Annotated in this window: 10 protein-coding genes and 1 tRNA gene; 8 read left to right on the top strand and 3 right to left on the bottom strand. The window is 70.2% G+C overall.

Annotated features, from left to right (window positions below):
* Window positions 1–58: 58 nt before the first annotated feature.
* From G398_RS19925 to G398_RS0113605, 7 genes are all read left to right on the top strand, one after another.
* Window positions 59–1,336, top strand: coding sequence for a LytS/YhcK type 5TM receptor domain-containing protein (locus G398_RS19925; RefSeq protein ID WP_169720673.1), 1,278 nt, complete (start codon window positions 59–61; stop codon window positions 1,334–1,336).
* Window positions 1,333–2,073 (top strand): LytR/AlgR family response regulator transcription factor, encoded by a 741-nt coding sequence (locus G398_RS0113580; RefSeq protein WP_026854001.1) that lies wholly within the window; start codon window positions 1,333–1,335, stop codon window positions 2,071–2,073. The genes G398_RS19925 and G398_RS0113580 overlap by 4 nt, the downstream gene beginning before the upstream one ends.
* A gap of 133 nt (window positions 2,074–2,206) precedes the next feature.
* A complete protein-coding gene (locus G398_RS0113585; RefSeq protein WP_026854002.1) occupies window positions 2,207–3,610 on the top strand; it encodes an SLC13 family permease in 1,404 nt (467 codons plus the stop codon).
* Window positions 3,611–3,614: 4 nt separating this feature from the next.
* Window positions 3,615–5,018 (top strand): FAD-binding oxidoreductase, encoded by a 1,404-nt coding sequence (locus G398_RS0113590; protein WP_052571974.1) that lies wholly within the window; start codon window positions 3,615–3,617, stop codon window positions 5,016–5,018.
* The gene (locus G398_RS22060) at window positions 5,015–6,247 is read left to right on the top strand and encodes a (Fe-S)-binding protein (RefSeq protein ID WP_211229093.1); all 1,233 of its coding nucleotides are present in this window, start codon (window positions 5,015–5,017) and stop codon (window positions 6,245–6,247) included. Before G398_RS0113590 ends, G398_RS22060 begins: the two co-directional genes overlap by 4 nt.
* A gap of 151 nt (window positions 6,248–6,398) precedes the next feature.
* A complete protein-coding gene (locus G398_RS0113600) occupies window positions 6,399–6,770 on the top strand; it encodes a CidA/LrgA family protein (protein ID WP_026854005.1) in 372 nt (123 codons plus the stop codon).
* Complete coding sequence (locus G398_RS0113605) at window positions 6,758–7,447, top strand: LrgB family protein (RefSeq protein WP_026854006.1); 690 nt, start codon at window positions 6,758–6,760, stop codon at window positions 7,445–7,447. Before G398_RS0113600 ends, G398_RS0113605 begins: the two co-directional genes overlap by 13 nt.
* 18 nt (window positions 7,448–7,465) lie before the next feature.
* On the opposite strand, the gene G398_RS0113610 is transcribed toward G398_RS0113605, so the two are convergent.
* From G398_RS0113610 to G398_RS0113620, 3 genes are all read right to left on the bottom strand, one after another.
* A complete protein-coding gene (locus G398_RS0113610; protein ID WP_211229094.1) occupies window positions 7,466–9,967 on the bottom strand; it encodes an alpha/beta hydrolase family protein in 2,502 nt (833 codons plus the stop codon).
* Between the two features lie 216 nt (window positions 9,968–10,183).
* Window positions 10,184–10,260: transfer RNA gene (locus tag G398_RS0113615), tRNA-Arg, on the bottom strand.
* A gap of 17 nt (window positions 10,261–10,277) precedes the next feature.
* Entirely contained in the window at window positions 10,278–11,510 is a 1,233-nt protein-coding gene (locus G398_RS0113620) for an FAD-dependent oxidoreductase (RefSeq protein ID WP_026854008.1), read from the bottom strand.
* A gap of 135 nt (window positions 11,511–11,645) precedes the next feature.
* Between G398_RS0113620 and G398_RS0113625 the strand changes: the two genes are divergently transcribed.
* Window positions 11,646–12,872 (top strand): MFS transporter, encoded by a 1,227-nt coding sequence (locus G398_RS0113625; protein ID WP_043484987.1) that lies wholly within the window; start codon window positions 11,646–11,648, stop codon window positions 12,870–12,872.
* The last annotated feature ends 146 nt before the right edge of the window (window positions 12,873–13,018 follow it).

Below are 13,018 nucleotides of genomic sequence, written 5' to 3' on the forward strand. Positions count from 1 at the left end.
GCCGAGGCCGGGGGTGCCCTTGGTCGGGCCGTCCCGGCCGTGGATACTGGGGCGGATGATGGACTGGACGAACTTCTCGTGGGGTCCGTTCGAAGGCAGGCTGCTGTGGGATATCCTCCGCAACCTGGCCCTCAACGGCATGGGCGCCTACCTCGTGACCCGCCTGAGCGCTGTGCGCCGGGCGCTCACGGGATCCCGCTCCCGGCGCCTCGACACGCTGGTGCTCACCCTCGTGTTCGGCCTGTTCTCGGTCCTGGGCAATTTCCTGGGGCTGCCCATCCACGGGGCCCTCGCGAACACCCGCATCGTCGGCCCCATCGCCGGGGGTCTGATCGGAGGCCCCCTGGTGGGGGCCGGCGCCGGCATCCTCGGCGGGCTCGCCCGCTGCGCGATGGGGGGCTACACCGCCCTGGCCGCCCTGGTGGCCAATGTGCTGGCCGGCCTCATCGGCGGGTGGGTCCAGGCCGGCCTGGGCTACCGCCGCATCACCGTTCCCGTGGCCTTCCTCACCGGGGTGGCCGGGGAACTCGTCCTCAAGGCCTGCATCCTGACCATGTCCAAGCCCTTCGACCTGGCCTGGACGCTCGAGAAGACCATCGCGGCGCCCACCATCCTGGCGAACGCCGCCGCAGTCGCCCTCTTCCTCCTGGTGGTCAAGGACGTCTACCGGGAGCAGGAGAAGGCCACGGCCGACGCCCGCAACCAGGCCCTCCTCGTCCAGGCGGAGCTCCAGGCCCTCCGGGCCCAGGTCAATCCGCACTTCCTCTTCAACACCCTAGCCACCATCGGCGCCCTGACCCGCGTCAGCCCGGATGGGGCCCGCGAGGTGGTGAAGCGGCTCTCCGAGTTCCTGAGGCGGTCCCTGCACCGCCGGGAGGAGCAGATCCCCCTCGCGGAGGAGCTGAAGACGGTGGAGCTCTACCTGGGCATCGAGCAGGCACGGTTCGGGCCGCGGATCGCCAGCCGGATCGATGTGGATCCCGCCCTTTCCCGCGCCCTCGTGCCCGTCTTCTCAGTTCAGGTCCTGGTGGAGAACGCCATCAAGCACGGCATCGGCCCGCGGCCGGAGGGCGGCCGGGTGGAGGTGGCCGCCGGGCTGGAGGCCGGCCGGCTGCGTATCCGGGTCCAGGACGACGGGCTGGGCCTCTCCCAGGAGCGCCTGGACCGGATCAACCGCCGGGAGCCCGAGGCCTACGGGGAGGGGAGTGGACTGCGCAACCTCCAGCGGCGCCTGGAGCTGCTGTGCGGCAGCCCGGCCGGTCTCACGCTCGCCCGGGCCCCGGGCGGTGGTGGGACACTGGCCCTGCTGGACCTGCCCCTTCAGGAGGCCCCATGAAGCGCCTCAAGGCCGTGCTGGTGGACGACGAGCCAATCATCTGCGGGGAGCTGAAGTGCCTGCTGGAGGAGCAGGGCTGGGCCTGGGTGGTGGGGGTGTACCACGACGGCCCCTCGGCGCTGGCCTTCCTGGAGGCCGAGGGGGCCGACCTGGTCTTCCTGGATGTGGACATGCCGGGCATGGATGGCCTGGAGGTGGCGCGGCGCCTGCTGGCCCTTCCCCATCCGCCCCAGGTGGTCTTCGTGACCGCCCATGCCTCCTTTGCCCTCGAGGCCTTCTCGGTGAGGGCCCTGGACTACCTCCTCAAGCCCTTCGACGCCGAGGACCTCCGGCGGGTGGCGGCGCGGATCCAGCCGCCGCCGACGGGGCCGGCCCCAGACCAAGGTTCCTGGGCCCGCAACCTCCTGGTGGAGCATGGGGCCAGCCTGGAGGTGGTCTCCGTGGCCAGCATCCGCCTGGTGCAGGCCCGGGAGCGGGAGGTGCTCGTCGAGACCCTCGATGGGCGCCAGTGGCCCATCAGGGCCAGCCTGCGGGACCTGGAGGAGCAGCTGGACCCCCGGATGTTCCTGCGCTGCCACCGCAACTTCATCGTCAACCTCGACCAGGTCCACCAGCTCACGCCCTGGTTCAACCACGGCTACCTGCTGAAGCTCCGGGGCCCCCGCGACCAGAAGGCCGTCGAGGTGCCGGTGGGCCGGGCCTACGCCGAGCGGATCAGGGCCCACTTCCGACTCTGAGGCGCCGCCACGGGCCGTTCGTCGGACCCCAGGGGCCGTTCGTCAGGCCGGAGTGTTTGGGGACCCCCTCGTCGCGATTTGATGCCTGTGGCGGGCCGAGGGGCCCGGACACCGGCATCCGAGGAGGACCGACATGGGCCCAAGGAAAATCGCATCGTTGGTGGGCGCGTTCGCGCTGCTCGCCGCGATCCTCTGGCTGACCCCCGCCATCCCGGGCCTCAGCCCCCAGGGAAAGGCCTCCATCGGCGTGGCGGTCTTCGCCATCGTGGTGTGGGTCACGGAAGCGCTGGAAGACGCCCTCAGCGGCCTGGTGATCGTGTTCCTGCTGGCGGTGCTGAAGGCTGTGCCCCTGGCCGCCGCCTTCGGCGGGTATTCCAATACCGCGCTATGGCTCATCGTCATCGGCTTCATCATGGCCGGGGCCATGGAGAAGTCCGGCTTCTCCAGGCGCGTGGCCCTCTGGCTCGTGGCCCGGGCGGGAGGCAACATCATCCGCATCTACTGGGCGGTGGCTCTGGTGATGGCGGTCATGACCTTCCTGGTCCCCTCCATCACGGCCCGCACCTTGCTGATGCTTCCCATCATCCTCGGCATCGGCCAGGCGGTGAAGGCCGAGCCCGGTAAGAGCAACACCATGAAGGCCCTGATGTTCATCGTGGCCATGAGCGGCACGATGATGAGCCTGGGCGTGCTCACGGCCCATGTGGGCAACCCCATCACCGCGGGCCTCATCGAGGCGGCTACGAAACGTGCCGTCTCCTGGTCCCACTGGCTGAAGGTGGGTGGCGTGCCGGCCTTCCTGCTGGCGTTCCTCAGCGTGTACGTGATCCGCTGGATGTGGCCGCCTGAAGCCGAGGCCGCCAGTGGCGGCGCCGACTACATCCGGAAGGAGCTCGAGGCCCTCGGCCCCTTCTCGGCTGCGGAGAAATACACCCTGGTGGTCTTCCTCCTGACCCTCCTCCTCTGGGCCACGGACGCCTTCCACAAGGTGAACGTCGTCCTCGTGGGGGCGGCCTCCGTCATCGCCCTGCTCTGGCCGGGCAAGGGCATCATGAAGTGGAAGGAAGCCCAGACCCGGGTGCCCTGGAACGTGTTCGTCCTCTACGGTGCGGGCCTCTCCCTGGGCACCGCCCTGGCGACCTCCGGCGCGGCCAAGTGGATGGCCGGGGTCTTCCTGGGGCCCATCGGCGGAATGTCGCACGTGCTGCAGGTGATCATCCTCATCTGGGTCGTGACCGCCCTCCAGATCTTCTTCACCGGAGGCGGGCCCAAGACCACGGCCCTCACGCCCATCATCATCGCCCACGCCCTGGCCATCGGCGTGGATCCCATGGCCTTCGCCCTGATCCTCGGCATGAACATGCAGCACCAGTACCTGCTGCCGGTCACCAACATGCCCAACGCCGTCGCCATGGGCAGCGGCCACGTCACCTCCCGGGAGATGATCCGGACGGGCGCCGTCATGAGCCTGCTGGCGGCGGGGTTCATGTCCCTGGTCTCCCTGACCTACTGGTACTGGCTCGGCCTGACGCGGTGATCCCATGACGACCTGCACCGCCCTCGAACCCGACCTCCTGGAAGGCTTCCGCGAGGCCGTGGGGAGGGAGAACGTCATCGAGTCGCCGCTGGAAGTCTTCGGCTACTCCTACGACGCCTCATTCCTGCCCCTGGACACCCGCACCGTGCCCCAGGTGGTGGTCCGCCCCCGGACCACCGCCGAGATCAGCCGGGTGATGGTCCTGGCCCATCGCAGCCGGATCCCCGTCACCCCCCGCGGCGCCGCCAGCGGCCGCACCGGCGGGTCGGTACCCCTGCAGGGGGGCATCGTCCTGGCCCTGGATCGCATGACCTCCATTCTGGAGCTGGACACGGCCAACATGATGGTGAGCGCCGAACCGGGCGTCCGCACCATCGACCTCCACGACCACTGCGCCCGCCAGGGCCTGTTCTTCCCCCCCGACCCCGGCAGCTGGAAGGTCTCCACCTTGGGGGGCAACATCGCGGAGAACGCCGGCGGCATGCGCGCCGTGAAGTACGGCGTGACCCGGGATTACGTGATGGGCCTGGAGGTGGTGCTCGCCGACGGGTCGGTGCTCGAGACCGGGGGCAAGGCCGTGAAGAACGTCACCGGCTACGACCTGACGGGCCTGTTCGTGGGCTCGGAGGGGACCCTCGGCATCGTCTCCAGGGCCCTGTTCCGGCTCCGCCCTCTTCCCAAGGCCCGGGGCGTTCTCCGGGTGGTGTTCCGGACCATGGACGAGGCCTGCGCCGCGGTGCAGGCCATGCTGCTGGAGGGCGTGACACCCTCGGCCGCGGAGATCATGGACGCGGCCTGCCTGGAGGCCGTGGCCCTGGCCCGGAAGACCTCCCTGGAGGCGGGGGCGGGCGCTTGCCTCATCCTCGAGATCGACGGGGACGGACCCGAGGCCCTGGACGCCCAGTCCCGGCGCATCGAGGCCATCACCGGCCAGGCGGGCCGCATCGGCTTCCGCGCCGCCGCCACCCGGGAGGAGACCGAGGCCCTCTGGGCCGAGCGGCGGGGGCTCAGTTCCGCCGTGGCCGCCATGGCCCCCAATCGGCTCGGCGAAGACATCTCGGTGCCCCGCAGCGCCTTCCCGGAGGTGGTGCGCCGCATCAACGCCATCTCCCGGGCCACAGGACTGCGGATCCCGGTGTTCGGGCACGCGGGGGACGGCAACCTCCATCCCTCCGTGCTCTGCGACCTGGCGGACCCCGACCAGGCGGCCCGGGCCCACGAGGCGGTGGACGGCATCTTCAAGGCCGCTCTGGAGCTGGGCGGCACCCTGTCCGGCGAGCACGGCATCGGCGTCAGCAAGCGCCCCTACTTCGCCGGGGCCGTGGGACCCGTGAGCCTGGAGGCGCACCGGGCCGTCAAGGGAGCCCTGGATCCCCTGTGGATCCTGAACCCGGGGAAGATATGGTGAGCGCCGCTCCGAAGGCCGGCCTCGCTCCTCTGGCGGCCGCGCGGCAGAAGGTCCTGGGCTGCGACCGCTGCGGCTCCTGCCTCCCGGTCTGCCCCCTGTTCGATGTGCAGGATGTGGAGCGCGCCAGCGCCCGGGGCAAGAACGCCCTGGTGCGGGGCCTGGCGGAAGGCCTCCTCGCGCCCGGCCGGGAGGCCCAGGAAGCGCTGGAGTTCTGCCTCCTCTGCCGGGCCTGCACCGACGCCTGTCCGGGCAAGGTTCCCACGGACGAGGCCATGGTCCAGGCGCGCCAGGCCCTCGCCGACACGCTGGGCCACACCCCGCTCCGAAGCCGGCTGATCGGGCGGACGCTCCGCAGGCGCAGCCTGGTCACCCTGGGCGCCGCCGCTCTCACTGGCCTGCGGTTCCTGGGCCTTCACCGCCTGCTGCCCTCCAGCGTCGTTCCCCGCGAGGTGTCGCGAAGGTCCTACCTCGCGCGGCGCGCGGGTCCCGCCCTCCTCGGAGCCCCCGCCCCGGGGGTCCCACCGGCCGTCCACCCGACCGCCCGGGTGGCCTACTTCCAGGGGTGCGGCATGAAGCTGCTCTTCCCGGACGCCTCCCGCAGCACCCAACGGATCCTCGGTGGCCTCTCCGCCTTCCAGCGGCCGGACCACCCCTGCTGCGGCCTGCCCCACCTCGCCCACGGCCAGCGGGCGGCCTTCCTCGAGCTGGCGCGGGAGAACATCCGGGCCTTCGAGGGGGCCGACCTGGTGGTGACCGACTGCGCGAGCTGCGGGGGAACCCTCAAGCACCTGGCCTCCTGGTTCGAGGGTAACCCCGAGTGGGAGGGCCCGGCCGCGCGATTCGCCGCCAAGGTCATGGACCTGACGGAGTACCTCGTGGCGGCCGGGTACCGCCCCCGCGCCCTCCCCGGAGCCACCTTCACCTACCATGACCCCTGCCACCTGGCCCGGGGCCAGGGGATCCGCCGCCAGCCCCGCCAGCTGCTGGAGCAGGCCGGACAGCTGGTCGAGCTGAGCGCGAAGGAGCGCTGCTGCGGAGGCTCCGGCAGCTTCCACCTCGAGCATCCCGCCGCCGCCGCGGCCATCCTCCAGCGCAAGCAGGCGGACATCCAGGGCACCGGCGCCCAGGTGGTCGTCACCGCCTGCCCCGGCTGCCTGATCCAACTGACCCGCGCCGCGGACCAGAGCGGAGGCGCCTTCCAGGCCCTGCACATCAGCCAGGTCATCTGAGCCGCGCGGAAAATCCCCTGGGCGCCCCGGCAGCACGATCCCCAGAGGCCTCCCGCAGGTTCACCTTCAGCGCCAGAGCCCTTGCCGAGGCATAGTGGAGAGGCCGGCCTGACCTCATCCATGGACAGGCCGACGCTCGCTCGAGGCTTTCGTGAAGAAGAACCTGCGGTTCCTCGGCCAGGTCGCCCTCCTGGCCGGGATCTACCACATCGGCAACCTGATCGCGCGCTGGGCCCACCTGCCCATCCCCGGGAACGTGGTGGGCATCGTCCTCCTCTATGTCCTGCTGAACCTGGGCCTGGTGCGCCTGGAGCACGTCCAGGAGGCCGCGGACTTCCTGCGGAGTCATCTGGTGTTCTTCTTCATCCCCGTGGCCGTGGACCTGATGAACTGGGGCGGGGTCTTCTACCGGTACGGCTTCGCCCTGGCCCTGGCCATCGTCGCCAGCACCGCCATGACCTTCCTCGCGACCGGCGCCATCGCCCAGTGGATGGAGGCGAAAGGGAAGGCATGCGCGGACTGATGATCCTCTTCACCATCCTGCTGACGGTGGGGTCCTACCTGCTCTCCAAGGCCCTGTACCTCCGCTACCGGCATCCGCTCCTGAACATCGTGCTGCTGGGCGCCGGGCTCGTCATCACCACCCTGCTCGCCTTGCGGATCCCATACGCAGCCTATGTGCCTGGCCGGCAGGCCATGACCTGGCTGCTGGGCCCCGCCACCGTCGGCCTGGCCGTGCCCCTCTACCGGCAGCGCAGCCTGCTCCGTCGCCATGCCCGCGAGATCGCGGCGGGCGTCGGCCTGGGTTCTCTGGCGTCCATGCTCACCGCCGGGCTGATCGCCCTGGCGGCCGGCCTGCCGAGAGAGGTGGTCCTCTCGCTGCTGCCCAAGAGCGTCACGATCCCCTTCGCCGTGGAGATCGCCGGGATCCACGGCGGCAGCCCCGGGCTGGCGTCCGCCATTGTCGTGGCGACCGGCACCCTGGGCTCCGCGTTCGGGGGCACCCTCCTGACCTGGGCCGGCATCAAGGTCCCCGTGGCCCGCGGCCTGGCCATGGGCACGGGCGCCCACGGCCAGGGCACGGCCATGGCCTTCATGGAGGGCGAGCGGCAAGGGTCCATGGCGGGCCTCGCCATGACCCTCGCCGGCATCACCACCGCCACCCTGGCCCCCCTGATGGTCAGGCTGCTGCTGAGGTAGCGGTGGCGGATGGCCCCATCAGGGCTTGGGCTTGCCCGCCGGTTTCACATAGGTGTCAAACCAGCGCACCATCTCATAGAGGAGCTGTTCGTTGGACTCCAGGGCCGTGTACCAGTGGGGCTCGAAGGGCAGCATGACCAGCCGCGTGGTGCCACCGTTGCCCCGGATGGCCTCGTAGAGCTTGGTGGCCTGGAGGGGTGTCGTCCCCGGGTTCGCGTCGTCGGCGCCGTGCATGATGAGCAGCGGCGTCTTGAGCTTGTCGGCGGAGAAGAAGGTGGAGACCTTGCGGTAGACCTCGGGGGCCTCCCACACGGAGCGGCGCTCGTTCTGGAATCCGAAGGGCGTCAGGGTCTTGTTGTAGGAGCCGCTGGTCGCCACGCCGGCCTTGAAGAGGTCGGAGTGGGCCACCAGGTTCGCGGTCATCAGGGCGCCGTGGCTGTGCCCGGTGACGCCGATGCGGTCGCGGTCCGCCACGCCCAACTCCACGGCCTTGTCCACGGCAGCCTTGGCATTGGCCACGAGCTGTTCGAGGTAGGTGTCGTAGGCCTTGGTGGGGTCACCCACGATGGGGAAGGAGGCGTTGTCGATGATGGCGTAGCCCGCCAGCAGGAGCAGGCGGTAGTTCCGGAGCCGGGTGAAGGTGTACTGCGACCCCGACACCTGGCCGGCCTTGGAGGGATCGGCGTAGTCCAGAGGATAGGCGTACAGGATGGCCGGGACGCGGGTGCCCTCCTGGTAGCCCGGCGGGGTGTAGAGGGTGAAGGACAGGTCCACGCCATCGGCCCGCTTGTACTTCACCAGGCGCTTCTTGATCTGGCGGATCTCCGGCGTGGGGTCCGGGATGTGGGTCACCGCGCGCCGGGTGGAGGTGAAGGCCGCCTCGCCGGCCTCGGCCTTCACCGCCTTGCCCAGGCTCCGGAGGGTGACGTTGGGCGGATCCACGGGCGACTGGTGCCAGGTGAGGAGCTGCTTCGGGTCCCTGCCCGCGAAGCCCACGAACTGCTCGTATTCCGTCCTGCCGGAGCGGAACAGGCGCTCGGTTCTGAGGCTGTGCAGATCCAGCCGGTCCAGGAAGGGACGGTCCCCCTCGGGCGAGGCGCCGCTGCCGCGCAGGTAGATCGTGTCCCCGTCCTGCCGGAGCACGTAGGTGCCGTTGGGCTGGACGCTCATCACGGGCGAACCCGGATCCGCGTACCGCTCCTCGGTGGACAGATCCCAGAGCTTGCGGGGAGCCTGCTTGGGATCATCCGGATTCACGATGAAGGTCCGCTGCCAGTGGCGGTTGTGGTCGTATTCGTACCGCAGGGCCAGGCCCGGCTTCGCGGACCACCACATGCCCTCGTACCGCTGCTCCGTGCGGAAGAGCTCCGCGGGCGCCCCGGTGAAGGGTGCCTTCAGGGCCATGACCTTGTCCCGATGCGGCACCTTGGCCTTCCAGTCGCCGCCATCGAGGGCCTCCACCCACAGCAGGGTCGCCGGCTCGGTGGGCCGCCAGGTGAACTGGCGGGGCCCCAGGGGCTCGCCGTGGATGGGCACCCGGTCGGCCAGGGGAAGGGAGGCGATGGGCCGCTTCACGGGCGTGGCAGGCGCCGTGAGCTCCCATACCTCGACCACCTTGGGGAAGCGGTCGAAGGTGGTGACGTAGGAGTAGGGCTTGCGAAGGACCGAGACCAGCAGGTGCTTCCCATCGGGCGCCGGACGCACCTGCAGGAAGCGGTCGCGGGCGCCGACGGAGGTCGCGGTGCCCGTCTCCGCATCCACCAGCAGGAGCTGCGAGGTGGCGTAGTGGTCGAACACATCCTCGTCGTGGGGGCTGCCCAGGGTGTCGCGGGTCTCGTAGGTGCTGCTCTGCCCCTTCCCGCCCATGGATTCCTGGATGCTCGGTCCCGGGGGCACCTCCGGGGCGGCGGGGGCCGGGCCCAGGTCCGCGGGCACGGCCTTCACCAGCAGGGTCTTCTGATCCGGCAACCACTGGACCTCGCCGCCGAGCATCTGGTTCACCCAGACGCCCGGAACCTGCCGCGTCGCGCCTGTGACACCGTCCCCCACCCACAGCTCCACGGAATGGTCGGTCACCCGGGAGAAGGCGAACCGGGTTCCGGTCGCGTTCCACAGGGGGGCCTGCACGATGCCACCCGCCGGGAGCTGCACCTTCGTGGTCGCGCCATCCGGGATGCGGACCAGCTCGAAGCTGCGGGCCGCCAGCGGAATGCCGTAGCCGCCCGGCGTGTCGTGCTTGCTGTGGTTCCTGGGCTCGATGCGGACGCCGGCCAGACGCAGGTAGGGCGTGGCCACCCGGGAGATGGAAGGATAGTCCTCCCAGGACACCAGCAGCATCCGGTCCAGCGAGGGGCTGATGATCGGCGAGGCGGGCGAAGGCGCCAGCATGGCATCGAGGATCGCCTTCGGAGGCTGGCTGTACCCCGCGCCCGGCTTCGCCTGGGCCCACAGCAGCCCCGGCGCGAGCGCCAGCGCGCCTGCCCATGCCGTCCATCGCTTGGATTGAATCGTCCTGAACAAAGGCGTCCTCCGGGAAGTGGGGACCGAGCCCTGGATGGCCGGTCTTGGGGTCTGGTGGTGATGGGGGAAGGCACCCCATCATGACCAGCCTCATCCAAGTCGTGCCCGACAGATGTGATCGGCGGCCCTGAAGTCGAGGAGCCGACCTGATCTTGTTGGGATGTCCAACAAGACAAAGGCCCAGGCGATTGGCCTGGGCCTAAGCATTGTATTGATTGGTGGTCCCGGAGCGACTCGAACGCCCGACCCTCAGATTCGTAGTCTGATGCTCTATCCAGCTGAGCTACGGGACCGCACTGAAAGAACGATTCTACCGGAGTTCCGGCGCCTGTCCATCCCAAACACGCAGGGGCGCGGTGGTGGAGGCTTCGCAGCGCAGGCCCGTGAGGTCCGTGGCGAGCCGGTCCATGAGGGCCCGGGCCGTGGTGAGCTTGCCGCCGAGGACCAGGGTCAGGTTCCGGAAGCGGTCGTGCCGCTCCAGCACGGCCTCGCGGCTCAGGTGGGTGGTGGCGCCGGTGGCGGCCACCAGGGGGCGCACCCCCAGCTCCTCGGCGCGCACGGGCAACTTCCGCCAGGGGATGGCGGGCAAGTTCGCTTCCAGCGCGCCGAACAGCTCCTCGCGCTCGGCGTCGAGGATGGGCACCCAGCCGTCCTCCACCTCCCGCTCGGTGGTGCCCACCTGGAGCAGTCCGTCCCGGGGGATGACGAAGAGGATGCGTCCCTTGGGACGCCGGATGGCCCAGGGCCGCTCGCAGCCCGGCACGGGGTCGAACCAGAGGTGGATGCCGGATGAAAGGCGCAGGCGCTTCCGCGTCTCGCCGAACCAGCGGGCCATGGCGCCATCGGTCCAGGGCCCCAAGGCGAAGACCCAGCGGCGGGCCGTGAGCTGGCGCTCGGCCCCGCTCCGGCGGTCGCACAGGCGCAGGGACCGCAGACCGTCCTCGCCCTGCTCGAAGGCCTCCGGTTCGTGGAAGTCCAGGAGCAGGGCCTGGCTGGAGGCGGCCAGATCCTTCGTCAGGTCCCGGTCCCAGGTCATGAGGTCTGCGTAGGCCGTGGCGCCGCGGAAGGGGCCGCCCTGGCTCCGGGGGTCCGCCTGGAAGGCCCCGCCGGGGACATGGCCCAGCCTCAGCTCCGCGGGCCAGCCTGGCCGCTCGGCGCCCCAGTGGTCGTAGAGGCCGATGCCCACGCGGTGGGCCAGGCCCTCCACCCAATAGCGGTGGGGCATCCAGAACGCCTCCCAGTGGCAGCGGCTGGGCGCGATGCGGGCCCAGGCCGCACGCTCGGCCAGGCCCTCCCGCATCTGCCGGGTGTCGCCCGTGAGCATGTAGCGGATGCCGCCGTGGAGGAGCTGGCTGGACCACTGGCTGGTGCCCCCGCCCACCCCGCCCTTGTCCACCAGGGCGCAGGGCACCCCGCGCAGGGTCAGCTCCCGGGCCAGGGCCGCGCCGTGGATGCCGGCGCCCAGGATGGCCACCTCCGTCTCGAGGGTGGAGGGCAGGCCGCAGATTCCCTCGGGTGGCGCAGGCCAGGCGGGTTCGGACACGGATGCCTCCAGCGCCCAGTGTGCCCGATCCGGGGTTCCTCCGTAGGAGGGACCGGTCCGGCCGGCCTCGGCCCTTGAACTGCGGCCCCCCAGAAGGAACCATGGATCATCCACCCGCCCATCTGGAGCAGCCTGATGAAACGCCATTCCTGGAAGGACGTCGTCAACCTCACCGTGATCGTCGGCGCCCTCGGCTACTTCGTGGACATCTTCGACCTGATCCTCTTCCCCATCGTCCGCACCCAGAGCCTCAAGGATCTCGGGGTCCCGGCGGGCCAGATCCTGCCCACCTTCGTCTACCTGTTCAACTTCCAGATGATCGGCATGCTGGCCGGCGGCGTGCTCTGGGGCATCCTCGGCGACAAGAAGGGACGCATGTCGGTGCTCTTCGGGAGCATCACCCTCTACTCCCTCGCCAACATCGCCAACGCCTTCGTCACCACCATCCCCGCCTATGCGGCCATGCGCTTCCTCGCGGGCCTCGGCCTCTCGGGCGAGCTGGGGGCGGCCATCACCCTCGTGAGCGAGGTGCTGCCCAAGGAGATCCGGAGCTACGGCACGGCGGTGGTGGCGAGCGTCGGTATCACAGGGGCCCTGGTGGCCGACGTCGTGGGCAACCTCCTCTCCTGGCGGGGCGCCTTCATCACGGGCGGCGTGCTGGGCCTGCTGCTCCTCGTCCTCCGCATCAAGGTGACGGACTCCGGGATGTTCAAGGACCTTGCCAGGCAGGACGTGGCCAAGGGCAACTTCCTCATGCTGTTCACCAACTTCGCCCGGTTCTCCCGCTACCTGCGCAGCATCCTCATCGGCGTCCCCATCTGGTACGTGGTCTCGATCCTGGTGGCCTCCTCTCCGGAGCTGGCCAGGAGCCTGGGCGTGGTGGGAGAGGTGAACCCCGGGCACGCCATCGCCTCCTGCTACCTGGGCCTGGCCATCGGCGACCTGGGATCGGGCTTCTTCAGCCAGTGGATCGCCAGCCGGAAGAAGACCGTGCTGATCTTCCAGGGGCTCACGCTGGTGACGGTGCTGGCCACCCTCCTCAGCCGGGGGCTCTCCGCGCAGGCCTACTACGCCCTGTGCGTGGCCCTCGGCTTCTCGGCAGGCTACTGGGCCGTGTTCGTCACCATCGCCAGCGAGCAGTTCGGCACCAACATGCGCGCCACGGTCACCGTCACCGTGCCCAACTTCGTCCGGGGGGCGGTGGTCCTCATCACCACCTCGTTCCTGGCCCTCAAGGCCCACTGGGGCATCGTCAACTCCGCCCTGGCCATCGGCCTCAGCTGCCTGGCCTTCGCCGCCCTGAGCCTCTGGGGCATGGAGGAGACCCACGCCAAGGACCTGAACTTCCTTGAGGTGGATTGACCTCTTAGCGGGCCTCAGTAGTCGGCGTCGGCACCGCCGCGAAGCGGATGCGGGTCGCGAGTGGAGGCTGCTGCGGCAGCTTCCCGAGCGGGGCCCCGCACCGCTGAGCATCGCCTGGCCCGCGGGCCTAATAGACCGCGTCGGCA

Source organism: Geothrix fermentans DSM 14018, from assembly GCF_000428885.1.
Lineage (GTDB): Bacteria > Acidobacteriota > Holophagae > Holophagales > Holophagaceae > Geothrix > Geothrix fermentans.

Bases quoted from the DNA above. Each gene is read 5' to 3' on its own strand.
- G398_RS19925 (WP_169720673.1), top strand. From the start codon at position 59: ATGGACTGGACGAACTTCTCGTGGGGTCCGTTCGAAGGCAGGCTGCTG.
- G398_RS0113625 (WP_043484987.1), top strand. From the start codon at position 11,646: ATGAAACGCCATTCCTGGAAGGACGTCGTCAACCTCACCGTGATCGTC.
- G398_RS0113585 (WP_026854002.1), top strand. From the start codon at position 2,207: ATGGGCCCAAGGAAAATCGCATCGTTGGTGGGCGCGTTCGCGCTGCTC.
- G398_RS0113580 (WP_026854001.1), top strand. From the start codon at position 1,333: ATGAAGCGCCTCAAGGCCGTGCTGGTGGACGACGAGCCAATCATCTGC.
- G398_RS0113605 (WP_026854006.1), top strand. From the start codon at position 6,758: ATGCGCGGACTGATGATCCTCTTCACCATCCTGCTGACGGTGGGGTCC.
- G398_RS0113590 (WP_052571974.1), top strand. From the start codon at position 3,615: ATGACGACCTGCACCGCCCTCGAACCCGACCTCCTGGAAGGCTTCCGC.